The 25,574-nt window shown below is 57.5% G+C and carries 20 protein-coding genes; 6 read left to right on the forward strand and 14 right to left on the reverse strand.

Going from position 1 to position 25,574, the window contains the following annotated elements; genetic code table 11:
* Window positions 1-24 precede the first annotated feature (24 nt).
* The 4 genes from G5171_RS04205 to manA form a co-directional block, all read right to left on the reverse strand.
* The gene (locus tag G5171_RS04205; RefSeq protein ID WP_421259875.1) at window positions 25-2,547 is read right to left on the reverse strand and encodes a GH92 family glycosyl hydrolase; all 2,523 of its coding nucleotides are present in this window, start codon (window positions 2,545-2,547) and stop codon (window positions 25-27) included.
* 62 nt (window positions 2,548-2,609) lie between these two features.
* Window positions 2,610-5,012: a GH92 family glycosyl hydrolase gene (locus tag G5171_RS04210; RefSeq protein ID WP_421259876.1), complete on the reverse strand. Its 2,403-nt coding sequence runs from the start codon at window positions 5,010-5,012 to the stop codon at window positions 2,610-2,612.
* 55 nt (window positions 5,013-5,067) lie between these two features.
* Window positions 5,068-7,764 (reverse strand): GH92 family glycosyl hydrolase, encoded by a 2,697-nt coding sequence (locus G5171_RS04215; RefSeq protein WP_335843681.1) that lies wholly within the window; start codon window positions 7,762-7,764, stop codon window positions 5,068-5,070.
* Window positions 7,765-8,402: 638 nt separating this feature from the next.
* Window positions 8,403-9,593 (reverse strand): mannose-6-phosphate isomerase, class I, encoded by a 1,191-nt coding sequence (gene manA, locus G5171_RS04220; protein WP_421259877.1) that lies wholly within the window; start codon window positions 9,591-9,593, stop codon window positions 8,403-8,405.
* A 116-nt stretch (window positions 9,594-9,709) separates the two neighbouring features.
* Between manA and G5171_RS04225 the strand changes: the two genes are divergently transcribed.
* Both G5171_RS04225 and icd read left to right on the forward strand, forming a co-directional pair.
* On the forward strand, window positions 9,710-10,585 hold the full coding sequence (locus G5171_RS04225) for an AraC family transcriptional regulator (protein ID WP_216978431.1): 876 nt from the start codon (window positions 9,710-9,712) through the stop codon (window positions 10,583-10,585).
* A gap of 156 nt (window positions 10,586-10,741) precedes the next feature.
* Window positions 10,742-11,995 carry an NADP-dependent isocitrate dehydrogenase gene (gene icd / locus G5171_RS04230; protein ID WP_005347179.1) on the forward strand — a complete coding sequence of 418 codons (1,254 nt, stop codon included), beginning with the start codon at window positions 10,742-10,744 and terminating at the stop codon, window positions 11,993-11,995.
* A gap of 72 nt (window positions 11,996-12,067) precedes the next feature.
* On the opposite strand, the gene G5171_RS04235 is transcribed toward icd, so the two are convergent.
* From G5171_RS04235 to G5171_RS04250, 4 genes are all read right to left on the reverse strand, one after another.
* Window positions 12,068-12,244, reverse strand: a complete 177-nt coding sequence (locus tag G5171_RS04235) for a hypothetical protein (RefSeq protein WP_005337712.1) — start codon at window positions 12,242-12,244, stop codon at window positions 12,068-12,070.
* Window positions 12,245-12,742: 498 nt separating this feature from the next.
* Window positions 12,743-12,919, reverse strand: coding sequence for a hypothetical protein (locus tag G5171_RS04240; RefSeq protein WP_005347176.1), 177 nt, complete (start codon window positions 12,917-12,919; stop codon window positions 12,743-12,745).
* Between the two features lie 281 nt (window positions 12,920-13,200).
* Window positions 13,201-13,650 (reverse strand): C40 family peptidase, encoded by a 450-nt coding sequence (locus tag G5171_RS04245; protein ID WP_216978433.1) that lies wholly within the window; start codon window positions 13,648-13,650, stop codon window positions 13,201-13,203.
* A 193-nt stretch (window positions 13,651-13,843) separates the two neighbouring features.
* Complete coding sequence (locus G5171_RS04250; RefSeq protein WP_216953260.1) at window positions 13,844-14,752, reverse strand: hydrogen peroxide-inducible genes activator; 909 nt, start codon at window positions 14,750-14,752, stop codon at window positions 13,844-13,846.
* Window positions 14,753-14,898: 146 nt separating this feature from the next.
* Between G5171_RS04250 and G5171_RS04255 the strand changes: the two genes are divergently transcribed.
* Window positions 14,899-15,501: a peroxiredoxin C gene (locus G5171_RS04255; RefSeq protein WP_026457190.1), complete on the forward strand. Its 603-nt coding sequence runs from the start codon at window positions 14,899-14,901 to the stop codon at window positions 15,499-15,501.
* 267 nt (window positions 15,502-15,768) lie between these two features.
* Here the strand turns inward: G5171_RS04255 and G5171_RS04260 are convergent, their stop codons facing one another.
* The 6 genes from G5171_RS04260 to G5171_RS04285 all read right to left on the reverse strand — a co-directional run bounded on the left by G5171_RS04260 (window position 15,769) and on the right by G5171_RS04285 (window position 22,034).
* Window positions 15,769-16,734: an alpha-L-glutamate ligase-like protein gene (locus G5171_RS04260; protein WP_236345234.1), complete on the reverse strand. Its 966-nt coding sequence runs from the start codon at window positions 16,732-16,734 to the stop codon at window positions 15,769-15,771.
* A gap of 3 nt (window positions 16,735-16,737) precedes the next feature.
* On the reverse strand, window positions 16,738-18,276 hold the full coding sequence (locus G5171_RS04265; protein ID WP_216978437.1) for an inactive transglutaminase family protein: 1,539 nt from the start codon (window positions 18,274-18,276) through the stop codon (window positions 16,738-16,740).
* A gap of 3 nt (window positions 18,277-18,279) precedes the next feature.
* On the reverse strand, window positions 18,280-19,068 hold the full coding sequence (locus G5171_RS04270) for an ATP-dependent zinc protease (RefSeq protein WP_279463262.1): 789 nt from the start codon (window positions 19,066-19,068) through the stop codon (window positions 18,280-18,282).
* 52 nt (window positions 19,069-19,120) lie between these two features.
* Window positions 19,121-20,098: a tRNA 5-methoxyuridine(34)/uridine 5-oxyacetic acid(34) synthase CmoB gene (gene cmoB / locus G5171_RS04275; RefSeq protein WP_216978438.1), complete on the reverse strand. Its 978-nt coding sequence runs from the start codon at window positions 20,096-20,098 to the stop codon at window positions 19,121-19,123.
* Window positions 20,095-20,841: a carboxy-S-adenosyl-L-methionine synthase CmoA gene (cmoA, locus tag G5171_RS04280; RefSeq protein WP_216978439.1), complete on the reverse strand. Its 747-nt coding sequence runs from the start codon at window positions 20,839-20,841 to the stop codon at window positions 20,095-20,097. The genes cmoB and cmoA overlap by 4 nt, the downstream gene beginning before the upstream one ends.
* Window positions 20,842-21,185: 344 nt before the next feature.
* Window positions 21,186-22,034, reverse strand: a complete 849-nt coding sequence (locus G5171_RS04285; protein ID WP_421259878.1) for a DUF72 domain-containing protein — start codon at window positions 22,032-22,034, stop codon at window positions 21,186-21,188.
* A 162-nt stretch (window positions 22,035-22,196) separates the two neighbouring features.
* Here G5171_RS04285 and G5171_RS04290 point away from each other — a divergent pair, with 162 nt between their 5' ends.
* From G5171_RS04290 to G5171_RS04300, 3 genes are all read left to right on the forward strand, one after another.
* The gene (locus G5171_RS04290) at window positions 22,197-22,448 is read left to right on the forward strand and encodes an FmdB family zinc ribbon protein (RefSeq protein ID WP_005337686.1); all 252 of its coding nucleotides are present in this window, start codon (window positions 22,197-22,199) and stop codon (window positions 22,446-22,448) included.
* Between the two features lie 32 nt (window positions 22,449-22,480).
* Window positions 22,481-24,247, forward strand: a complete 1,767-nt coding sequence (gene aspS, locus G5171_RS04295; protein WP_005361614.1) for an aspartate--tRNA ligase — start codon at window positions 22,481-22,483, stop codon at window positions 24,245-24,247.
* Window positions 24,248-24,349: 102 nt separating this feature from the next.
* Window positions 24,350-25,090, forward strand: coding sequence for a YebC/PmpR family DNA-binding transcriptional regulator (locus tag G5171_RS04300; RefSeq protein ID WP_005337681.1), 741 nt, complete (start codon window positions 24,350-24,352; stop codon window positions 25,088-25,090).
* The last annotated feature ends 484 nt before the right edge of the window (window positions 25,091-25,574 follow it).

The following is a 25,574-nucleotide window of genomic DNA, read 5'->3' on the forward strand; positions in this document are numbered from 1 at the left end:
ACATATATTGGCAATGAATGATGGTTATTTATTATTTGACGCGGTCGGTTTCTGTGCCGTCATGATAAATTTCAGTTCACCACCGGCACGAATATCGCTGTGGTTGAAGGTCAGATTTTCCCCTAACGGCTTGCCGTTGATGGTGACCGATTCCACATAGATATTTTGGGGGCCATTGTTTTCGGCGAGCACGGTGAATTTCCCGCCATCGAGATCCATGGTCACCTTGTCAAACAGTGGCCGACCTATGGTGTAGACCGGGAGCCCCGGCGTGACCTGATAGAAGCCCAGCGCACTCATGATGTACCAGGCGGACATTTGCCCCACGTCCTCATTGCCAATCAGCCCGGTGGTGGTCGGGTGGAAGAAGCTGCGCACCGCCTGATCGACATACTCCTGGGTTTTCCACGGCTCTTTGGTCCAGTTATAGAGATAGGGAACATGGTGATCCGGTTCGTTCCCCATCACGAACTGGCCGATATAGCCGGTCATATCCCCCTGCGAGGTATCGGCGTTGGAGTTGGCGGTGAAGAGGGCATCCAGATTCTTCCTGAATTTCTCCTCGCCACCCATTACCTCTTTGAGCCCCTCGATATCGTGGGGAACAAACCAGCTCCACTGCCAGGTGTTGCCTTCGGTAAAGTCCTGCCCCCTGTGCTCGGCCCGATAGGGCCAGAAGGTGTCATAACGGCTCCGATCGTTGATGTCACAGTTTTGTGGGGGTGTAACGGGGTTGCCGTTTTTATCGATGGCGCAGGAGGGGTAGTTGTTGGCCCAGCTGCCATCGTAATTTTTGGGGCGCATAAAGCCGGTCGAACCATATTTGCCATATTGCGCCGGGTTGTAGTCAAAATAGGCGCGCCAGGTAGTCGCCCGAGCCAGATAGCGGTTCTCGGCGGATTTGTCGCCAGCCAGGCGGGCCAGCTGGGCGATGCACCAGTCATAGTAAGCATTCTCGACACCGTACGAGACGGATTCGTTGACCAGCTCATCGTACTTGTCCTGGGCCATGCCGCCCTCTTCCGGCTTGTATTTGACGTTGGCCGGAACATAGCCGTGCTGCTCGGCATACTGACCGTGACGGGTCATCACGGTGAAGCGCTTGTCACCGTTCCAGGGATCCTGATAGGGCACCCAGGTTTTGGTCAGCTCGAGGTCAAAATTGGCGGAGACGTTGGCCGCCTGCAATGCCAGCTTTATCTCTTCCGGCGTGAATGCATCCGGATATTTGACGATGACATCGGCGATGATGGAGACCGCCGGGTAGCCGACCATCTCGCCGGTATAGTCGGAGTGCAGCTCCCACTTCGGCATGATGCCACCAGTTTTATCTTTGTTGAGCAGATCGTGCACATAGTCGATGGATCGCTCTTTTTCGATGATGGTCTTCAATGGGTGGGCGGCGCGGAAGGTGTCCCACATGGAGTAGACCGAATAGTTGGTAAAGCCCGGCTTTGCCTGATGCACCTTGCCATCCATTCCGCGATATTGACCATCCACATCCTGATAGACGAAGGGGGCGATGTAGGTGCGATAGAGCGAGGTATAAAACATCGTCTTGTCGGCATCGCTGCCACCCTCCAGGGTGAACTTATTGAGCACTTTCGCCCATGCCTGTTTACTCTCCTGCACCACCTGATCGAAGCGGTAGCCATGTTCATCGGCGCGCAGGTTGGCCATGGCCCCCTCTATACCGGTGCCCGAGATAGCCATCTTCATGGTGATGGGCTGTTCCCCTTTGGCAAAGTTGAGTTGGGTCACCACATCCCGTACCCGGGGTCTGGTTTCGCCATACCCGATGTAATCGGCCAACCCCACCTCGGTGTCGTTGCTCAATTTGCCATCGACATAGAGGGTCTGCTCCACGAAGGGTTCGGAAAACTCGGCGTAGAAAAAGACCGTCTGCCACTGCCCCCACTCGTTGCTGGTTCTGGCTCCGGCAATGGCGTTGTCGCTCACCCGCTTGAAGTAAATATTGCGGGAGTGGTTGCCATACTGCTCCAGCAGCTCGTGCTGCAGATCGAGCTGGACTTTACGATCTTCACCCGCCGGATAGCTGTAACGGTGGAAGGCGACCCGCTGGGTGGCAGTGAGTTCGGCCTTGATGCCGGTCTCCACCAGATCCGCTTTGTAATAGCCCACCTCCGACAGTTCGCCAGGCTTGTTGATGGTGACCGGGTCGGTATTGTTGCCGGTGAAGGGCAAGAAGGCGAGATCATTGAGATCCCCCTTGCCTGCCCCCGAGATATGGGTGCTGCTGAAGCCGGAAAGCTTGGCCAGATAGTGGTGATAGTCGGAAGGGGATCCCTTGCCATTCCAGTTGGCCGGATTCCAGTTGTCCGGGCCCGGCTGGATCATCCCTTCCGGCATGACAGGGGCCGGATTGACATTGCCCAGCCCATCGGTGCCGATCAGCGGATCGACATATTGCAGCACCTGCAGGGCATTGTCGGGGCGGCCATTGTCAGTAGTCTCATCGTTTGTGTTGCAGCCATAGAGGCCAAGCAGGGCTGTCACCATGATGGCCAGCATGTGGGGTTTGAACATCGTTGTTCCTCAAATTCCGGAGATGAACAAGCGGCAAGCCGGGTGGCTTGCCGCTTGTAGCGTTACTGGGTCGGTTGCTGGTTGGTCATCACAAAACGCAGCTCACCACCGGGACGGATCTCGCTGTGGGCGAAGGTGTTGTACTGGTTGAGTGGCTTGCCATTGATGGTGACCTCTTTGACATAGAGGTTGTCCGGGCTGTTGTTCTGCGCTACCACGTTGAACTGACCGTCGGGCAGGTTGATGGTGACCTTGTCGAAGATGGGACGACCGATGGTGTAGGTCGGGTCGCCCGGGGAGATTTGATAGAAGCCCATGGCACTCATGATGTACCAGGCCGACATCTGGCCGACGTCTTCATTGCCGATCAGGCCATCCGGGGTGGTTTTGTAGAACTCCTTATAGACCCGGTCGAGGTACTCCTGCGCTTTCCAGGGCTGGGCGGTGCGATTGTAGAGATAGATGACGTGGTGTGAGGGCTCGTTGCCATGAATGTACTGCCCGATGTAACCGGTCATGTCCTGATGTGCTTCGCCCCCGTTGGGGTCGGCGTTGAACAGGTTGTCGAGCTTGTCGTTCAGTCCCTGCTGGCCACCCATGATCTCGGTCAGCTTGTCGAGATCCTGCATGAAGGACCACTGCCACTGCCAGGCATTGCCCTCGGTGTAGTAGAAGGCATCCGACTTGTAGGGATCGAAATCGGCCGCCGCGTATTTCAGGGCGCACGGGTCACCGTTTTTCAGCTCGGTCGGGACGAAGAAGCCTTTGCCATCGGCATTGCCAGCCAGGGGATCCCAATGTTTGAGCGAGTTGTAGGATCGTGCCTTGAACTCCTGATAGGTAGTCATGTCGCCCGCGGCTTTCGCCATCTCGGCGATGGTCCAGTCGTAGAAAGAGAACTCCAGCGAGTAGGAGACCGAGTTCCAGTTGGGATAACGGACGCACTGCTCTTTCTCGTGATAGCTGAGCTGACCGGCCATCAGCGAGCTCAGGATGTCGTCATGGATCTGCGGGTAATCGGCAGGCCGGTAGTGGGCCGATTTGATCGAGGCTTCCAGTGCCTCTTGCGCATCGATCAGCCCCTTGGTCACCGCATCGGCAAGGATGGCCGCCGAGGGGTAGCCAATCATGGTGCCGGTTTCCGAGCCGTGGCCTTCCCATTTGGGCAGCAGGCCGAACTCCACGTTGGATTTGCGGATCAGATCCTTGGCGTAGAGAGTCGCCTGTGGCGGGTCCATGATGGTCCACATGGGGTGAACGGCGCGGAAGGTATCCCAGGTCGAGTAGATGGAGTAGTTGGGGGTATCGCCAGGTTGCAGGGTGCGCAGGGTGCCTTGCATATCAAGATACTTGCCATCCACATCGTAGAGCTCGATAGGGGCGATCATCATGTGGTAGAGGGCGGTGTAGAAATTGGTCTTCTCGGTTTCCGTCCCCCCTTCGGTTTTGAGTGTTGCCAGCTTTTCGGCCCACGCGTATTCGGCGTCTGACTTCACCTTGGCGAAATCAAAGGTGGGGGCTTCCGCCTCCAGATTCTTCTGTGCTCCTTGCCAGCTCACCGCCGAGATACCGACCCGGATCTCGATGGGCTGCTCACCCTGGCCAAAATTGAGGTAGGCGGTCAGGTCATCCCCTTGATAGACTCTGTTGGGGCGCATCTCCCGGGTGGGCATCTTGTCCTGCTCGCCCAGCATGGCCCTGGCCACAGGTTGGTTGAATTTGGCGTAGAAGAAGATGTTCTGGCCCTGATGGTTCTGTCCCTGGAACCAGCCAGTGGAGGTTTTGCGGCCACGCAGGGTGTACTCATCCACCACTTCGATTTTGTTTTTCAGCGATTGGCCGTTGTTGTTCAGCAGGGTATGACCCAGATCGAATTTCACATTCCGATCCGCTCCTTTGGCGAAGGTGTAACGGTGCAAACCGACCCGTTTGGTGGTGGTCAGTTCAACCTCAATCTCCCCCTTGTTCAGTCTGGTTTTGTAATAACCGGCGCTGGCGTGCTCATTGGTTTTGTCAAAGGCGTTTATCTGGGCGTCGGCCATCTCGGCGTAGGGCAGTACCAGAATGTCGCCCAGATCGGTGGCGCCGGTGCCGGAGAGATGGGTATGGGAGAAGCCGTAGAGCGGAACATCGGTTGCGACGATCTCGCCCGTGAGATAATTGGAAGAGTCCCAGTAGCCGGAGGCTGAGTGCCAGGGGTTGAGTCCGCTCTCATGATCGGTGTTGGAGCCAATAAAGGTATCCGGCGAGAGCTGCACCATGCCGGCAGGGCGGGTGGCACCGGGGAAAGTGTGGCCTGATGCGGCGGTGCCTATCATGGGGTCAACGTATTTCAGTACCGACAGATCGACAACCGGAGTTACCGGTTTCTCGATAGCGGTAGACTCGCTCTCACTGTTGCAACCGGCGATGCCACCGGTCAGTGCGGCAATCACCGCAAGAGAAAGAAGATTGCACTTGAACATGGTCATTCCATTTTTGAGTGGTGATGGGGGAGGAAGTCCTCCCCCGAACAGGTGATTAACGGGAACCGGCAGGCAGGTCGCCTTCGTGCAGGAAGGTGCCGATACCTTGCGCGGGTGGCAGATCTTCCGGCTGGCTGCCCCAATTCTGGTTGGGGCTATCGCCCATCACGAATTCAAGCTTGCCGCCACTGAGGATTTCCTCATGGGTGAGGTAGCTGCGATTGAACTCGCTGCCATTGAGGCGAGCGGACTGGATGTAGATGTTGTCGCGGCTGACATTCTGGGCCGTGACGGTGAACTGTTTGCCCGCACCCACATCGAGCGAGGCGGTTTCGAACATGGGGGTGCCAATCTCGTAGATGCCGGAGGAGGCATTGACCGGGAAGAAGCCCAGCGCCCGGAACACGAACCAGGCAGAGAGGGTGCCAAAGTCATCGTTGCCACAGATGCCGTCAGGGGTGTTCTTGTAGCAGACGTTGGTGGCTGCCACGATGGCGGCCTGTCCCTTCCAGGGCTGTCCTACGTAGTTGTAGAGGTAGGGCACATGGATATCGGGCTCGTTGCCCTGCACATGCTGTCCCACGTTGCCGGTGTTGAATACCGGGAACTGGTTGTCGCCAGCGTTGCGATCCGGATAGGTACTCCAATACTCGTCCAGCCGTTTGGCAAACAGTTCGCCCCGTTTGGCCTGAGGATTCTGGGTCTGGTCGAAGCGGGTCATCAGATCGACCAGGCCATGAATGTCATGTTGAACGCTGAAGGCGTATTGCCAGCCGTTGGACTCGGCGAATGACCAGTTGAACATGTCGGGGCGCCAATCCTTGCCCACTGCCCGGCCGGTTTTCGGGTCTACCCAACCGGCATCAATGAAGTTGCCAGCGTAGTCGCGGGCCTTGAACCACCCCTTGTACTGCTTGCCGCCAAAGTCAAACTGCGCCTGCCAGTTCTTGGATCGATCGGCAAACTCCTGATAGCGGGGGTCACTTTCGCCAAATACTGCCTTGATCGATTGGGCGATCGCCCAGTCATTCATGGAGTACTCCAGCGAGTAGGATGAGGTCCAGGCATCCTTGAAGGGGGAGTGAGATTCCCAGTCATTGCCCGGCGGTGTGTCATGCAACTGGGCAGGTACATAGCCTTGCTGCTCGTACTCCTTGATCCAGGCGACCCCCTGGCTGGTGGCTGCGCGGGCGTCGGTGATCATGGCGGTCACCAGTCGCTCCTTGATCTCCTGACGTTCCGCATCGCTGAAGCCCAGCGCGATCATCCGTCTGTCCAGCGAGCCTTTGGAGAGTACGTCGTGGATCACCGGCGTGGAGTGCATCCCCATCATCATGCCGGTCTCGTTACCCTTGAAGGTCCACTCCGGCAATCTGCCCTTGCGCAGGTTGCCCAGATCGTCCATCCACTCCTCCTCGGCGTAGGAGAGCATGGAGAGCACCACATCGGCGAGGCGATCCGGCTCCAGCAGTGACGAGAGGGGTTGTACTGCGCGGTAGGTGTCCCACAGGGAGAAGGTGTCGTAACGGGTAAAGTCCGCTTTGCCATCCCGGTTGGCATCGGCGGTGCGAACCGACTCCTTGAGGGTATCGATCTGCTCGCCCCACGGTGTGTTGCCATCCGGATAGGCGTTGCGCCCCTGATGCACCTGGCGGTAGCGTCCGTCCAGATCGGAGTGAATGGTCTGGCCCAGATAGGTGTGGTAGAGCGCGGTATAGAAGGTCTGTTTGTACTCCTCATCCCCACTGACCCGGATCTTGCCCAGCTCCTTTTCCCATTTTTGGGTCGCAGCCTGCCGGACATCGTCAAACGACATATTGGCCACTTCGGTCATGTTGAGTGAGGCGCCAGCGTTGCCATCCCGGCCGATCTCGACGTTGGAGAGGGCTACCTTGGCCTCGACGACCAAGCCCGCCGCCGCGGTATCAAATTCCACATAGGCACGCGCGTACTGATATTTGCCACGGGTCTCGTTGCCGATCTCGGTGGTGCCTTCCGGCAGGTCCAGATAGCGGTTCTGGTCTTTGTCAAAGTAGGCGAAGCGGATGTTTTTGATGGGCTGGTCGAACTCCATCACGAAGAACTCTTTCTGGCTGGGGGCCCAGCCGTCAGAGAAGCGATGGCCCTCGATCCGGTTGTGGGTTTTGTCCCATTTCAGATAGGAGTCGGAGGTGTAGTCCCAGTTGACCTTGAAGCCGAGGTTGACCACGATTTCCGATTTTTTATCTTGCGGGAAGGTGTAGCGATGAACCCCCACCCGATCCGAGGCGGTCAGCTCGGCCTTGATCCCGTAATCCTTCAGATTGACCTTGTAGTAGCCCGCCGTTGCCTCTTCATCCTTGTGGCTGTAGCGGGAGGCCTCCAGATTCAGTGAGGCCGACCCCTCGTTCAGCATGAAATTGGAGCGTGAGTTGATCGGCATCACCAGAATATCGTTGAGATCTCCAGCTCCGGCGCCCGAGAGGTGAGTGTGGGAAAACCCGGCGAGGCGGTTGTCGTGGTAGTAATAGCCGGAGATATATTCCCAGCCATTGGCCCCATTATTGGGCGACAGCTGCACCATGCCATGCGGGGTCGTGGCACCAGGATAGGTGTTGCCCAAATTACCTGTGCCGATGAACGGATTGACGTAACGGGAGACGTTAGTCTCTTTATTGTTATCGACAGCGGTATCCGAGTCATTTTGACAACCGGATATACCAACTAGGCCAGCCAGTACGGCACACGCGAGCAGGGAACGTTTCAGTTTCATATTTGTCGCCACAGGTTAATGAAAGTAGGGTATCGAACGTATAAAAACAGATAATGCAGAACGCCGGGCCAGCCAATGAATATCTGCCGGATGAGAGAGCCATCTGCATGTATTACCCCGACGGTCACTGGATATAGAGGGTGTCGGGGGGAATATCAGCCAGATAAAATGGATAGTGAAAACGATCTGGCTATACAGGCGGAAAAATAAAAACGCAGGGAAATAACAGGCATCCATAGCCTGATTTAAAAATCGCCCCTTACATTGATGAAGTAAGTGGCTGAGCTGTGTTACATCTGGAATATATAAATGCTCTTAAATGTTTTTCCTGCTGCCTGTAAATTAACGGTTTCTATTATTTCGTTGATTAATATCCTGGGACAGAGGAAAAAAATGGCATTAACTGGATTTTTATGACGTGTGGGGAAGGGTGTGAGCTGGCTCGCATAACCGCAGGGTGGCGTGACCACGGAGGCTAAATGATATTAATCATTATAAGTCAGCGTGTTATTCTTCGACGTTGAGTTAAATGACCGATTTTGTGAGTCGTACCGGGCTCCACATGGTCAGATGAGCTGAAAAAAAGGGCCCTGCAGGGCCCTTTGAACAGAGGGTGATGAGCCGATGGCCCACCAGGATTAGCGGTTGCTGGCGCGGGCAAAACGCCCTTCAGCCGTCACGCGATAATCGCCGGTGCTGGCGGGTACAAATGCAGATTGCCCTATGGTCAGTGTCAGACGCTCGCCATCCTGGCCAATGAGGGTGATGGGCCCATCGATGGCGAACAGGATCTCGGCATTGCCGGTGGTGAGGGCATGTTCGCCTGCGCCATATACGCTGAAGGTGAAGTCCGGTACCGGCACGTCGAAGTGCTGTACTGTGCCTTCCATGCGAGGGGTGAGCAGGATCTGGTCGTCCGGTTTGGCGACACAGCGGGTGCAGGCCAGCAGCTCCGGCACATCCATGTATTTGGGGGTCAGACCGGCACGCAGCACGTTGTCCGAGTTGGCCATGATCTCCAGACCAGTGCCGTGGATGTAGGCGTGGGGGGTCTGGGCATCGAGGAACATCGCCTGACCCGGCTCAAGTGTCACCACGTTGAGCAGCAACGGCGAGAAGAGCCCCACATCCCCCGGGTACTGGTTGGCCAGCTTGCTGATGGTGGCGAAAGTCTCTTCATCCTGATGGGCGGCGGCATAGGCCAGCAGGCCAGCCAGCGCCTCGTCCTTGCGATCACCGCTGAGGATCAGCAACTGGTGGAAGAAGTGTTGCAGGCCAGCTTCATCCTGTGACTGGCGAAGCGCCGCGGTCAGGTCGACCAGTGCGGGCAGCGCCATGCGATCGAACAGGGCCAGGATGGCCGGGATGGAGCGAAAGCCGTTCATCGCCTGATAGCGGGTGAGGGCAAAGACCAGCTCCGGCTTGTGGTTCGGATCCTTGTAGTTGCGGTTGCTCGCCTTGATATCGATGCCCGCGGCCTCTTCTTTGGCAAAACCGGCTTCGGCCTGTGCCTTGCTCGGGTGTACCTGAATGGAGAGGGCTTGCTCGGCGCAGAGCACCTTGAACAGGAAGGGGAGTGAGCCGAAACGAGCCTGGGTAGCTTCGCCCAACATGGCGGTGGGGTTGGCGTCAATCAGGCTGGATAGCTTCACGCTCTCGCCTGCCAGGGTCACTTCGGAACAGCCATTGGGGTGAGCGCCCATCCACAGTTCAGCTTGTGGTTTGCCTTCGGGATTTTTGATGCCAAACAGCGTGGTCAGGGAGTCACGACTGCCCCAGACATAATCCTGGATCGGGTTGCACATTAGGAAAAACGGCGGGTAGCTCATGGATGGCTCCTTGTATCAGAACGATTTTTTGGGAATTTCAGTCTGGCGCGGACTATAGCATGGCAGGGGCAGCGCACCGCAATCGGTTGCTCTCTGCATCTTGATCAGGATCATTCATGAGTATCATCTTTACCCAGCTGTTGGACGGCTTTCTAAGTGAGGGGGGAGGCTTTGAGAAGGTGTTGTTTGCCTCTGACAAAGGGGTGCCTCCCTGCTTCAGTTATCAGGTCAATTTTCCGCGTCTCGAGCTGGTCTTCAGCGGCCACTATCTCAACCAGATCTGGTCCCCGGAAGGGGATGTGCAGTCAGTACAGATGGGGCCGCGAGAGGCGATGTACATTCCCCCCAACGGCTGGAACAAGCCGGATTGGGACAATGACTGTTCCGTGCTCAGCCTGTTGTTCGGCAAGCGTCAGATAGGGTTCAGTCTGGTGAGCAAGCACAAGGGAGACACCGGTTTCTTCGATGTGCAGAAGCACAGTATTCAGGCCGGTGCCGGACGGGCGCTCGATCATATCCTGCTCTCCCTCAACACCTTGGCGCAGGAACCGATAAGGGCACCGATGGACAATCACCTGCTGCAGGCGCTGCTCAGTTACTCACGGCAGTTGCTGGTGGAGTCGGAGAGCGGTCGTCCTCGTGGCTCCGATCTTTTTCACGGCATCTGCATCTACATTCAGGAAAATTTCCACCGCCCCATCAGTCGCGAATGCATCGCCGCCCGCTTCAATCTCTCCCCCAGCCACCTCTCACGTCTGTTCCGCCAGCAGGGGCACATGCGGCTGGCGGACTACATCAGCTGGGTGCGGCTGGAGCGGGCCAAGTTCATGCTGAAAAAGTATCGCTTCCGTCTCGAAGAGGTCGCCAATCGCTGCGGGTTTACCGACGTGAACTACTTCTGCCGTGTGTTCAAACAGAAGACCGGCTTGACCCCTTCCCAGTACCGTTCCCTGAGTCAGCCGCAGGCGACGGCCAGCGAGCTGGAGGCATAACGGGGCGGGGTCGGCAAGGCGTTGTGACGGCGCGCTGGCGGGTGGCTACCTCTTTGGTCTGACATGCTTTCTTGTCGTTTTATTATGAAAATGAATGGGCTAAGATGGCCGCGCGCAACAAACAAGTTGATAACAAACGGAAGTTAGGAGATGCCGATGGAAAGCAAAGTAGTTATCCCGACCCAGGGCCAGAAAATCACAGTCGATGCTAACGGCAAGCTGCAGGTTCCCAACCATCCGATCATTCCGTTTATCGAAGGGGATGGCATCGGTGTTGACGTGACCCCAGCCATGTTGAATGTGGTGAATGCTGCGGTCGAGAAAGCCTACAAGGGCGAGCGCAAGATCGCCTGGATGGAGATCTACACCGGCGAGAAATCGACTCATGTTTATGGTGAAGGTGCCTGGCTGCCGGCCGAAACCCTGGATTTCATTCGCGAATACTGCGTGGCCATCAAGGGCCCGCTGACCACGCCGGTCGGCGGCGGTATCCGCTCTCTCAACGTGGCCCTGCGTCAGGAGCTGGATCTCTACATCTGCCTGCGCCCGGTACGTTACTACGATGGCACCCCGAGTCCGGTGAAGCGTCCTGATCTGACCGACATGGTGATCTTCCGCGAAAACGCCGAAGACATCTACGCCGGTATCGAGTGGAAGGCTGACAGCGCCGAAGCGAACAAGGTGATCGCCTTCCTGCAAAACGAGATGGGCGTGAAGAAAATTCGCTTCCCGGAGTCCTGCGGGATCGGCATCAAGCCGATGTCCAAAGCCGGTACCGAGCGTCTGGTGCGCGCCGCCATCGAGTATGCCATCGACAATGATCGCGACTCCGTGACTCTGGTGCACAAGGGCAACATCATGAAGTTCACCGAAGGTGCCTTCAAGGATTGGGGTTATGCTCTGGCCCAGAACGAGTACGGTGCCCAGCTGATTGACGGCGGCCCCTGGTGCTCCTTCAAGAACCCGAAAACCGGCAAGACTATCGTCATCAAGGATGTCATCGCCGATGCCTTCCTGCAGCAGATCCTGCTGCGTCCGGCCGAGTATGACGTCATCGCCTGTATGAACCTCAACGGTGACTACATCTCCGACGCGCTGGCCGCTCAGGTAGGCGGTATCGGCATCGCACCGGGTGCCAACATCGGCGACGGCGTGGCCCTGTTCGAGGCAACTCACGGTACTGCACCGAAATATGCCGGTCAGGACAAGGTCAACCCGGGCTCCCTGATCCTCTCCGCCGAGATGATGCTGCGCCACATGGGCTGGGTTGAAGCGGCCGATCTCATCATCAAGGGGATGGAAGCTGCGATCCGCAACAAGACCGTCACCTATGACTTCGAGCGTCTGATGGAAGGGGCCACCCTGCGTTCCTGCTCCCAGTTTGCTCAGGACATGATCGACCAGATGTAATCTGCTGCTTGCCAGAAACGCAAAACCGGCGCCATGTGCGCCGGTTTTTTTATCGCGAAAGAGTGCAGGGGCTTATTGCGCCTGCTCTACGTGTTGCTGATAGCGTTGCTGCCATTTGCTGGTTTCTGCTTCATCACCCTGGGCCTTCCAGAAGGCGCAGATGGTGTTGGCAAGTTCCGAAGCCATCGCGTGATCTCCGTCACGTCGACTCATCAGATAATCTCCCAGCCAGCTTTGATATTGTTTCATTACCCGATCTCCTTATCTCATGTGCCCTTGAGGGGGCCCACCTTGACGGGAGCCTGACGGCTCATCTTGGGGGGAACATCCTCAGGCATGATGGTGCAAAGTCACGACCCGGGCAGAGAGCCTGATGGGCAATCTGGCGGCGAACATGACGCGAGATGTCAAAAAATGAGCGCCATTTTAGCACAAACTGACCAACTTGGGGAAATTGTCGCCACGGATTGTAATGGAGCGGCTCCATCCCCTTGTTCCCACAACAGAAAACTCGCCGTGAGGGCACGCTTGGTTTGGATGAAACTCGGGGAAACAGGGTAGGTAACCCTGTTGTGTCCGATTGCATCGACGAGCTCGACACTTGGTTCTGGATGAGCTGTGTCATGGACTCAAGAAATGGTCGAGGGGGGATGCAAAAGGGCGTTATGCGGGAGCTGGCTATGCGCGAAGCAATAGGGGGGCGGCCTTGCTGCCAACAGATGGCTGGCAGCAAGGTGACGGTCGGGATCAGGTGGTCTTTTCCAGATGGTTCTGGTAAATCTGTTGCCACTTGTCCAGTTCGGTTTCATCTCCCTGTTGCTGCCAGAACTCGCAGATGGAACTCGCCATCTCGCACGCCATGGCATGGTCGCCGTCACGGCGACTCATCAGGTATTGTCCCAGCCAGTTTTGATACTGTTTCATTGCACGATCTCCTTATCTATTTAGCCTTTGATATTGCTGCTGTGGGCCACTCGTCCGGCAGTGTTGTCACAGCCACTTTCGCCGCTTCGCTTATTGTCAATCAGGACAGATAGCGTATGAGAAAAGCGCGAAAGTGCTAAAAAGTGGCCACCACCTTACCACAAAATGGTATGAAAGGCAGGTTTTGGGGCCAATTGAGTTTTCAGTGCAGGGGATTATCTCGACCTGGCGACAGGGATTGACGGAGTCCAGCAGTATAACGGACAGGTGTTTGAACCCCTTTACTGGGTTACCCGACGTGCTTGCCAATAGCGGCTGTTCCAGTAGACGTTGTCGAGTCTCGAACGGATTACTCCCTTGCTCGTGGAGGCGTGGATAAACTCGCCGGCACCGGTATAGACCCCCACATGGTACTGCTGCCAGCCGGTTTTGAAGAAGACCAGATCCCCGTGTTGCAGCCGGTAGCGATCGACCGGTTTGCCGATACTGGCCTGGGATTCGGTGGTTCTTGGCAAATTGACCCCCAGCACCTGATTGTATGCGAGCTGGGTGAATGCGGAGCAGTCGAGTCCGGCACGGTTGGTGCCTCCCATCCGGTAGGGGACGCCACGCCACTGCTGGTAGAAACCGTCAAAGGCACTGCTCTGCTGGCGGGGCGGCGGTGGCTCTGGTGTGCTGGAGCAGGCGGCCAGCAGCAGGGTCAGCAGGGATAGCAGCAGCTTGCGGTACATCGGAGAGCTCTCCACAACGGGGTCAACCAATAGGGACGTCTGTTAACCGCCACCCCGGACAGAATGTGGTGACGGCCGCCTGTGGCGTGACAACTTTTCCATCTTAAACAGGGAGCTGGCTTGATACCTAGTCCCGAAAGGAGAAAATGCGGCAAGCGAGCGAAAAACGCCAGCCTGCGGCTGGCATTCGGGGTCAGTGGGCGGGATTGATCAGTGGGGTAAGCAATTCTGCCAGCTTATAGAAGGTTTGCACCCGGGTGGTACTGGGACGCCAAACCATGCCGATCTCGCGATAGGATTTTTCCCCCGGCAGCGGGATGGCCACCAGATCGGAGTTGGCAAGAATGCCGGCATCGATGGCCATTTGCGGCAGGAAGGTGGTGCCAAGACCCGCTTCCACCATCTGCACCAAGGTGTGCAGGCTGGTGGCGGCAAACGGGTTGATCTTGCTCTTGTCCCGCAGACGGCAAGCGCTCACTGCGTGCTCGGTGAGGCAGTGCTCCCGCTCCAGCAGGAAGATGCTCTGGTTTGGCAGCTCCTTGTAGTCAAACGGGGTGTGAAGACCGGCCGCCATGCTGGCGGGCATTACCATGTGGAACGGATCCTGACCGACGGTCTTGCAGTGAAAACCACCGATCTCGATGGGCAGGGCAAGGATCAGCAGATCGAGTTGACCTTGTTCCAGCTGCTTGAGCAGATTGCTGGTGGTGTCTTCCCGCAGTAACAATTCGAGGTCAGGATAGGTTTTGCTGCACACTTTCAGCAGCTTACTGAGCAGGAAGGGGGCGATGGTGGGAATACAGCCCAGACGCACTGTCCCCTGCATTACACCGCCCTGGTGTTGACCTAGCTCCATCAGATCCCGCGCATCGGAGAGCAAATTGCGAGCTCGCTCGACGATTTCCATGCCGACCGGGGTCATAATGAAGCTCTTGTGATCTCGCTCCACCAGTTGTAGGTTCATCATCTCTTCCAGCGTCTGGATCCCGGTACTCAGGGTCGACTGGCTGACATGACAGGCTTTGGCGGCACGATTGAAGTTTTTGTGCTCGTCGAGAGCGACCAGATATTGCAGCTGTTTGAGGCTGGGCCAACGTTGCATAGGAAAACCCGATTAATGCTATCTATTTAATTTGATTTAACTAATCTACCACCGGGTCTATAGTTTGTCGCTTGATTTAGACGGACTAGGCTCTTGGTAGCCCAATCCTGACTGGATTGTTCACTTCACTTAAAGAGGAATTGAATATGGTATTGGTAGGCCGTCCCGCACCCGATTTTACCGCCGCAGCCGTTCTGGGTAATGGCGAAATTGTTGATTCATTCAACCTGTCATCCCACATCAAAGGCAAAGCTGCTGTTGTCTTCTTCTATCCGCTCGATTTCACTTTCGTCTGCCCGTCCGAGCTTATTGCTTTTGATCACCGCTATGAAGAGTTCCAGAAACGTGGCGTGGAAGTGATCGGTGTTTCCATCGATTCCCAGTTCTCCCACAACGCATGGCGTAACACCAAGGTTGAAGATGGTGGTATCGGTCAGGTCAAGTACCCGCTGATCGCCGACGTCAAGCACGAAATCTGCAAGGCCTATGACGTTGAACATCCGGAAGCCGGTGTGGCGTTCCGTGGTTCCTTCCTGATCGACAAGAATGGTGTCGTTCGTCATCAGGTAGTCAACGATCTGCCGCTGGGCCGCAACATCGACGAGATGCTTCGCATGGTCGATGCCCTGCAATTCCATGAAGAGCACGGCGAAGTGTGCCCGGCTCAGTGGGAAAAAGGCAAAAAAGGTATGCAAGCCTCTCCGGACGGTGTTGCCAAGTACCTGTCAGAGAATGCTGACGCCCTGTAATGGCCGTCGCACTCTGTTTGAAAAACCGGCGTCTTTGCGCCGGTTTTTTTATACCTGCGATTTATCTATCCCCTGACATATTGGCCACACTCTTTTCGCCCCTTCTCCTCTTCGCCCCTCGCTGTTCCAAGCTGCCGTTAGCTGACGTACTCGTCGTTTAGGGATGAGATGCTGACCCTGGGGCTGGAAACGGGATGTGCCAACAGACAGATAAGAGCTATAAAAAAGCGCGCCATAGGCGGCGCGCTCAGTTCACAAGCAGAGGCATTATTCCTCAAAGATCCCGAAGTGTTCTTTGGCAAAGCTGACCCGCTGCGCCACACTCATCTTCACTTGGCCCAGCTTCTCGATGGTCTTGAGGTTGGGCACCAGGCCACGACCGTTGGCGATTTGAATGGCCAGACCTGGGCGGGCGTTGAGCTCCAGCAGCATGGGGCCGCGGAACTTGTCCAGCACCATGTCGGTACCGATATAGCCCAGACCCGACATCTCGTAACAGGAGGCAGCGAGGGTGAGCAGAGTATCCCAGTGGGGCACCTTGAGCTCATAGAGGTCGAGACCTGTATCAGGATGGTGTCGCAACGGATTGCCAAACTGCACCGCCCGCAGCGCGCGGCCAGTACGTAGGCACAGACCCACTCCCACGGCGCCCTGGTGCAGGTTTGCCTTGCCGTCGGAGGCAGAGGTTGAGAGACGCATCATCGCCATCACCGGGAACCCCTTGAAGATGATCACCCGGGCATCGGGCACCCCTTCAAAGGAGTAGCCGTCGAACACGTCATCGAAGTTGATGAGGCCTTCGACCAGCGCTACGTCCGGCTTGCCCCCCAGCGAATAGAGTCCAGCAAGAATGTTGGAGACATGGCGCTCCAGATCCTGGCCGTTGCTGGCGCTGCCGTTGGGCTTGTAGAAGAGACCCTCTTCCTGGCGCAGGATCACCAGGATCCCCTTGCCGCCCGAGCCTCGAGCCGGCTTGATACAGAAGCCAGGCCAATCCTTCACCAGCTCGGTGATACGACCCACGTCGTGCTGGGCTCGGATGGTGCCGATCAGCTCGGGCACCGTCACGCCCGCATCCAGCGCGATACGCTTGGTTTGCAGCTTGTCATCCACCAGCGGATAGAGGCTGCGCGGATTGTAGCGGCTGATATAGGAGTGGTTGCGCTTGTTCATGCCGAGGATACCTGCCTGCGACAGGCTCCACGGGGTAGTGTACTTTTCCCAGAACCACATCTGTTACTTGTCCTTACCCGGGGTGGCGCCAGACTTGATCTCGTCCACCAGCGGCTTGAAGCGTTTGAGTTCGCTCAGCTTGTAGCCGGTGTAGTTACCCATCAACAGCACGGTCGCCATCAGCACCAGCTGCAGGCCGAGGAAGTTGAATGTGAGGTGACGGATCAATTCGTTATCCATAGCCAGATAGGCGATGATGGCCACCAGCAGGGAGCCACCGCCCTGACGGAATACCTCTTTCGGGCCCTCTTCTTCCCACAGGATGGACATCCGCTCGATAGTCCAGGAGAGGATGATCATCGGGAAGAAGGTGATCTTCATACCGTCGGTCAGCCCCAGCTTGAAGGCAAAGGCGGAGAAGATACCGATCATCGAGATCACCATGATGATGATGGCCGATATTCGGGCGACCAGCAGCAGGTTGAGCCGCGACAGGTAGGAGCGGATCACCAGACCGGTGCCGACGATCAGCAGGAAACCTACCAGACCGGTGATCAGCTGGGTCTGGATAAAGGCGACCGCGATCAGCACCGGCATAAAGGTACCCGAGGTCTTGATGCCGACGATGACGCGCAAGAACACCACCATCAGCACACCGATGGGGATCAGCAGCAAGCCCTTGAACAAGGTCTGCTCTTCCAGCGGCAGGCTATGGATGGAGAAGTTCATCATCTCTGATTTTTCAAACTTCTGGGCCAGTGCCACGCTGACCGGTTGCTCCTGCTCGATCATCGAGAAGCTGACACGGGAGTTGTGACCACCTGTCACATCCAGCAGGGCGCCGGAGTTATACTCCCACAGCAGCAGGTTGGCAGGACGACCCTGTTCACCGGTTTGCGGGTTGAACAGCTTGTAGTCGGTCGGGCTGTTGAACACCTGCAGGTAATCGACCAGCTCCTGACGACGGCGACCATCTTCCAGATTCAGGGCATGCACTACGCGGGTCGGCACATCAGCATTGTTGAGCAACTCGGCGATCAGGTTGGCGCGGCTCTTGTGCTTTTTCAGTAGCTCGGCGTTCTGCTCCTGCTTTTCGATCTCCTTGATGATCTCGCGGGTCAGGGTATAGCCGTCAGCAGAGCGCTCCTGGGCGCGCTCCAGGATCTGCTTCATCGCAGTGGCATAGGGCTCACTCTCGATCTGCTTTTCGATAGCGGGCGGCTGCGGGTTGGCGGCCGGCTTGGCGTGGGCATCCGCCATCATGTCGACGCGATAGTAGAGCTCCTGACGGCCGGTAGCACTGCGGATCGACCATTCGGCACGGGCATCGCCATCCTTCTCGACGAAGGAGAGGCCGTAGCCGGGGCTGGCGGCGTTCTCGTTCATCAGGGTGAAACCGGGCTGGGTGCCCGGGATAGCCAGGGAGGCGATCACTGGCTCACCGGTAGCTTCGAACTCCAGTTTGGCTTCGATGGACCAGATCTGGCGCTTTTCACCGGGCGTCAGCGGCACATCCAACGCGATATGGTGATAGATCGTCATCCCCAGGCCGACAATGTACAGCAGGGCTACCAGCAAATAGAACGGCTTACGGGAAACCATGGATTATTTCACATCCTTGAGCTTGGGTTTGGGTTGGATATATTCGCGGGCCACATCAACCACGGCGATGTCTTTCAAAAATTCGCGACCCAGCAGCACCGGGAAGGTCATATCGCTGCGGTCTTTCAGGGTAAATTCGGCTTTCTCGGTCATGTCGCCAATGCGCACGGCCAGACGCACCACCGGACGGCGGTCCAGATCATCGGCAGAGGCCTGACGCACCCGCACGTGACGTACCAGCGGCGCTTCGATCTGGATCTTGTCGTCCACATCCTGATGGCTCAGGAAGAAGCGCACCCAGTTTTTGCCGTTGCGCTCGAAAATGGTGATCTCCTGCGCACTGATGGAGGAGGTGGTCGCACCGGTATCGACCCGGGCCTGGAAGGCGTCGTTGGCGGCATCAACCCAGATCCACTCCGCTTCACCGACCATCAGCTTGCCATCGATGGTGTGGCCCTGATTGGGGGCCGGGCACTTCTCGGTGGGGATCGCCATCGGTTTGGGCGGCTCGGAGGGGAGAGCTGCGAGCTTGTGGTCTACTTGCTTGACGGACTCTTTCATATTGGTGACATCTGTGTTGAGCTGAACCAGCAGGTGCTGTTGCTGCACATACTGCTTCTGTTGCTGTTCCATGGATGTTTGCAGGCGCTGCTCGCTCTGGCTCAGCTCGCTACGAAGCTCGGCCAGTGTCAGAGCGGGAACCTGAGGCGTTTTTTCCATATTGACACACCCGCCGAGACTGAGCAGGGAGAGCAGGGTCATTCCTTTTAATTTGCTTTTCATGTCATTCATTTAACTGTGCTTCCTGGAATTGGGTCAGTGTAACTTCCACAAGCGCCACCGGCTAGTCTTTGGCCTTGCGGGCAATCAGTACGGCACGTTTCGGCGCCGGGTGTCCTTCTACCGTGAGTGCCGGATTGTCTGGATCCAGATAGTCACTCAGGGATTCATTAATCATCCAGTCGGTACGACGCTGTTCGTCGGTGCTGGTCATATTCTCGTCTACTATCCGCACGTCGGTGAAGCCGCAGCGCTCGACCCACAGCTTGAGGGCGCGGCTTGAGGGAATAAACCAGACGTTGCGCATCTTGCCGTAACGGTCGGTGGGCATCAGCACGTCGTTGACCCCGCCCTCGATCACCAGGGTCTCCAGCACCAGTTCGCCATCATCTTTCAATTGATTGCGCAGCTGCTCGATGTGCTCGATGGGAGATTTGCGGTGATAGAGCACCCCCATGGAGAAGACGGTGTCAAAAGCGCGCAGCTCCGGCAGCTCCTGAATGCCGAGCGGCAACAGGTGGGCGCGTTGATCATTGCCCGCGAAGTGGCGAATGGCCTCGAACTGGCAGAGAAACAGCGGACTCGGATCGATGCCGACCGCCAGCTTGGCTCCTTCACCCACCATACGCCAGAGGTGGTAGCCGCTGCCGCAACCCACATCCAGCACGTAACGGCCTTCGAGCGGGCTGATATGGGGCAGCACCCGATCCCACTTCCAGTCGGAGCGCCATTCGGTATCGATGTGGATGCCATGCACGGTGAACGGCCCCTTGCGCCAGGGCATAAAGTGGCGCAGTAGGCTCTCGACCTTCTTGCGCTCCCCTTCGCCCAGGCTCTCGGCCGAGCCTATCTCGACCCGGCTTTTCAGCTCGATGTTGCCGGGGGAGACCACCGGTAGCTTGTTGAGGGCGCGGTTCCAGCGCGGCAGATCGCCATGCTGGTTGTCATGTTGCCAGGCGTGCAGCTGGGCGGGCAGGGTATGCAGCCAGTGGCTCAGCCGGTTTTTGGCAATCAGTTGATAGAAATTGGCAAAGTCGATCATGGCTGGGCGTCGCTGGATTTGATGGCAATCATGGAGCCGAAGTTGAAGCACTGGAACCAGAGATCCTGATGGATGAAACCGGCGTCGCGCAGGCGGGCGCGGTGGGTCTCCAGGCTGTCGGTGCGCATCACGTTCTCAAGGGCAGTGCGTTTCTGGCTGATCTCCAGCTCGCTATAGCCATTGGCCCGCTTGAAGTCGAGGTGCAGATCGATGAGCAGCTCGTTGACCGGCTCATCCTCGAAACGGAACTTCTCGCTCAGGATCAGGATCCCGCCCGGGCGCAAACCGTCGTGAATGCGCTGGATCAGGGCTGCCCGTTTCTCGGGCTCGACAAACTGCAGGGTGAAGTTGAGCACCACCACGGAAGCGTTCTCAATCTCGATGTCGCAGATATCCGCCTCCACCAGCTCCACCGGCACCTCGGATTTGAAACCGGAGAGGTGGGCGCGGGCGCGCTCGATCATCGGGTGGGAGAGGTCCACCGCGGTAATGCGGCAGCCGGGCTGGCTGATATGGCGACGCATCGCCTGGGTGGCGGCGCCAAGCGAACAGCCGAGATCATAGAGACGGCTCTCGGGTTGGGCGTAGCGGGCGGCCATCATGCCGATGGCTGAGATGATGTTGCTGTAACCCGGCACCGAGCGCTGGATCATATCGGGAAATACGTCGACGACCTGTTCGTCAAAACAAAAGTCGCCCAATCGGGCGATCGGGGCGGCAAAAATTTGGTCTTTGGTCTGCATGCTGGCGCAACCTGACAGCCGGCATATCGGCCGACTGCTTTGTTCAATTGAATCGTTGGGGGGCACCCGTCTGGGGGTGGCTCATCACCTGTTTACGAACGGGGTAGTCGGTCATGAGCTCCTGGTGACCGGTCCTGTTCGTAGGGGTCATCTCCGGACCCTTATCCAGAGCCGAGTCATTTGTTACCACTGATTAACAGTAACGGTGACAGGGCTCCTTGCATGGGGCGCTAGTGTAGAGGATTGACGGCCATTTGTCTTGACGCCGGGCCCTGCCAAACCACAAAAATCGCCCTTTTTTTACTGCGTTTTCGGGGGGCTGCGAGGGTTGCTTGTGCCACTGGTTAAAAGCGCAGCACTCCCTGCCGTGCGCGATCGTTTTCACCCCGCCAGGGGGCCATCTCCTGCCCCAGCAGACGACTCACCTGACGGGCCAGCTCGGGGGCTTGGGTGTTGTCGGCCGTGTGGATGTAGAGGTAAAGATCCTTGCCTTCGGAAAGCCACTGGCGCCAGTGGGGGAGCCAGCTGGGCAGGAAGGGGTGATTGGCCGCCGGATCCGGCAGGCCGATAAAGCGCACCATGGGAGCGTTGGCGGTGGCCAGCAGATGTACCGGCAGGCGTGGCTTCTTGCCCTGGGCATCGACAAGGGATGGCGTGGTTGCTGGCACCGAGAAGAGTGGCCGGCTGTCGAGCATCACCCGGTTCACTCCCTGTTCCATCAGCAGCCGGTTCAAGGCCCGCTCGGCCTCCCCCTTGGCGAAGAAGTCGGGATGACGCACTTCGAGGGCGTAGCGAAACGCCCGTGGCAGCCGCTCGATAAAGGCCGCCAGTCTGGCCAGCCCCTGTGGCCCGAAACGGGCGGGCAACTGCAGGGTGAGCAGCCCCAGCTTGTCGTGCAGCGGGGCAAGCAGGCGAATAAAGTCGGCAACCTGTTTGTCTGTGCTCACCAAATCGCTCTGGTGGCTGATGGTTTGCGGAAACTTGAAGTTGAAACGAAAGTGATCGGGCACCGCATCGGCCCAGCGCTGAACTATGTCCGGTGTCGGCAGGGCGTAGAAGGTGGTGTTGCCCTCCACCGAATTGAACACGGTGGCGTAGTGGGCAAGGTGTTCGGCAGGCTTGGCGCCAAGGCCCAGCAACTGGCCGGGCCAGCTGGGGTGGGACCACTGTGGCAGGCCCAAATAGAGGCTCATGATGGCTATTCTCTTCGCTCTTGGTGCATTCGTGCCGATTTTTTGCCCGCTTTTTGCCATCGAGTGCAAAAAACTGGCGAAAGGAGGCTGCTGGCCATTTTACCCAAAAGGGGGTTTTCCTCTATAATGCCAGCCCTTTTGTTTTTCAATTTCTTGTGACCCATGCCTATCTACGAATATCGTTGCGACGTCTGTGGCCATGAATTGGCAAAACTGCAAAAGCTTTCCGATGCCCCCCTGACCGACTGTCCGGCCTGTAGCAAGCCGAATCTGGTCAAGCTGATATCGGCGGCAGGCTTCCGGCTCAAGGGAACCGGATGGTACGAGACTGATTTCAAACCGGGTAAGAAAAAGAATCTGGCCAGCTGTGAGACAGACGGTGCTTGCCAGTCGTGCCCGGCGGCCCAAGGTTAACCGTCTCTCTACAATTTCGAAGGAAGAAGTCCATGCGCTCTATCTATTGCGGACAGGTCAATGAGGCCCATGCAGGGCAGACCATTACATTGTGCGGTTGGGTTCATCGTCGTCGTGATCTCGGCGGTCTGATCTTTATCGATATGCGCGACCGGGAAGGGATCGTTCAGGTGTTCTTCGATCCGGACAAGCCGGAGGCGTTCGCCCTGGCCTCCGAGCTGCGCGGCGAGTTCTGCATCCAGGTGACCGGCGTGGTGCGCACCCGTCCCGAGTCCCAGCGCAACAGCGACATGGCCACTGGCGCCATCGAAGTGTTCGCCCACGAACTTAACATCATCAACCGTGCCGAGCCGCTGCCGCTGGACTTCAATCAGGTCAACAGCGAAGAGATCAGCCTCAAGTATCGCTACCTGGATCTGCGTCGTCCCGAGATGGCCAAGTACCTGAAGACCCGTGCCAAGGCCAGCGCCTTCGTACGCCGCTTCATGGACGAGCACGGCTTCCTCGATATCGAGACCCCGATGCTGACCAAGGCCACCCCGGAAGGTGCCCGTGACTATCTGGTGCCGAGCCGCGTGCACAAGGGCAAGTTCTACGCGCTGCCGCAATCCCCCCAGCTGTTCAAGCAGTTGCTGATGATGTCCGGCTTCGATCGCTACTACCAGATCGTCAAGTGCTTCCGTGACGAAGACCTGCGTGCCGACCGCCAGCCGGAATTCACCCAGATCGACGTGGAGACCTCCTTCATGACCGCACCGCAAGTGCGTGAAGTGATGGAAGAGATGATCCGCAAACTGTGGCTGCATATCCTGAACGTGGATCTGGGCGACTTCCCGATCATGACCTTCGACGAAGCCATGCGTCGCTACGGCTCCGACAAGCCGGACCTGCGTCTGCCAATGGAGCTGGTTGATGTGGCTGATCTGCTGACTGCTGTCGAGTTCGCCGTGTTCGCGGGCCCCGCCAACGATCCGAAAGGCCGTGTGGCTGCCCTGAAAGTGCCGGGCGGTGCCGAGCTCTCTCGCAAGCAGATCGACGAATACACCAAGTTTGTCGGCATCTACGGTGCCAAGGGCCTGGCCTGGATGAAGGTCAACGAAGCGGCCAATGGTATCGAAGGCGTGCAGTCTCCGGTTGCCAAGTTCCTCTCTGACGCCATCGTGCGCGAGATCCTGGCCCGTACCGGCGCTGCCGACGGCGACATCATCTTCTTTGGCGCTGACAGCAAGAAAGTGGTCTGCGATGCCATGGGCGCCCTGCGTCTGAAAGTGGGTCGCGATCTGGGCCTGCTGGAGAACAGCTGGAAACCGCTGTGGGTCATCGACTTCCCGATGTTCGAGGAAGATGGTGAAGGTGGTCTGGCCGCCATGCACCACCCGTTCACCGCGCCGAGCAACATGAGCCCGGCCGAGCTGAAAGCCAACCCTGTGGGTGCTTACGCCAACGCCTACGACATGGTGATCAACGGCTACGAAGTGGGTGGCGGTTCTGTCCGTATCCACAACAGCGAGATGCAATCCACCGTGTTCGATATCCTGGGTATCACCCCGGCCGAGCAGCGCCTGAAATTCGGCTTCCTGCTGGATGCGCTGAAGTACGGTACCCCGCCGCACGCCGGTCTGGCCTTCGGTCTGGACCGTCTCAGCATGCTGCTGACCGGCACCGAAAACATTCGGGACGTCATCGCCTTCCCGAAAACGACCGCGGCTGCCTGTCTGATGACAGACGCCCCCAGCCTTGCCAATGCCGCCCAACTGGGTGAGCTGGCGATTGCAACCACCGTCAAGGGCGACGAGTAAGCCGATACCGGCACCGGAGGCCGCCGCCGTGCGGCCTCTGTGTTTCCCTTGGGTTAGTCATGATCAGTGTTACTGACATTTAAAAAATAACGGAGAGTCTCTATGGCAGGTCACAGTAAATGGGCCAATATCAAACACCGCAAGGCCGCTCAGGACGCCAAGCGTGGCAAGATCTTCACCAAACTGATCCGCGAAATCACTACCTCCGCGCGTCTGGGTGATGCCGATCCGGCCAACAACCCGCGTCTGCGTGCTGCGGTGACTGCCGCCCTGACCAACAACATGACCCGCGACACCATCAACCGTGCCATTCAGCGTGGCGCCGGTGGTGGCGATGGCGAACAGCTCGAGACCATCGTATACGAAGGTTACGGCCCGGCTGGCTCTGCCGTGATGGTAGAGTGCCTGACCGATAACCGTAACCGTACCGTAGCCGAAGTGCGCCACGCCTTCAGCAAGTGCGGTGGCAACCTGGGTACCGACGGCTCCGTCGCCTATCTGTTCAGCAAGAAAGGTCTGCTGACCTTCGTGGGCGTAGACGAAGATGCCCTGATGGATGCCGCGCTCGAAGCGGGCGCCGATGACGTGGTCACCGAAGAGGATGGCACTATCGAGGTGTACACCACCCCGAACGACTTCGGTACCGTGCTGGACGGTCTGGAAGCTGCCGGCTTCAAGGCCCAGAGCGCCGAAGTGACCATGATCCCCTCCACCGAAGCGGAGCTGGATGCAGAGACTGCACCCAAGCTGATGCGTCTGATCGACATGCTGGAAGATCTGGACGACGTGCAAGAGGTGTATCACAACGGCTCCATCTCCGATGAAGTCGCTGCGACCCTCTGATCGCTGAATCGTGCTCTCCCGATGGCAGCCTGATGGCTGCCATTTTTTTATCTTTGCATCGTGGCAACTACTGATGTGTCGGTTGAGCAATCGGCGCAACAACTCTCTTCACTGACAATCTTTCCCGCTTTCTCTGCGAATTATCATTGCTCTGTCTCTGCCAGTCGGTTGGCCCTGTACGTATGCCAGTCGCAGTTCTGCTGCATTGCGTTAGCGAGGCTCCGCTTATTCTGTTTATCACTCCTTTAGCTCTGTAGATGGGGTTCACTGCTCGCATCTGCCCGTCAGGGTAATTGCGTTGCGGGTAGGGGGAGGAGGTGATGGGACGTGCTCTTGTTATCACAGGTGGCCCATCAATACAGAGTCACAGGTTGGGATATCGATAGCGGATTGGCTGGGACGAGTTGGTTGGTTGGTTGGTTGGTTGGTTGGTTGGTTGGTTGGTTGGTTGGTTGGTTGGTTGGTTGGTTGGTTGGTTGGTTGG

Origin of the sequence: Aeromonas sp. 600774, from assembly GCF_049175075.1 — a bacterium.
Taxonomy (GTDB): domain Bacteria; phylum Pseudomonadota; class Gammaproteobacteria; order Enterobacterales; family Aeromonadaceae; genus Aeromonas; species Aeromonas veronii_A.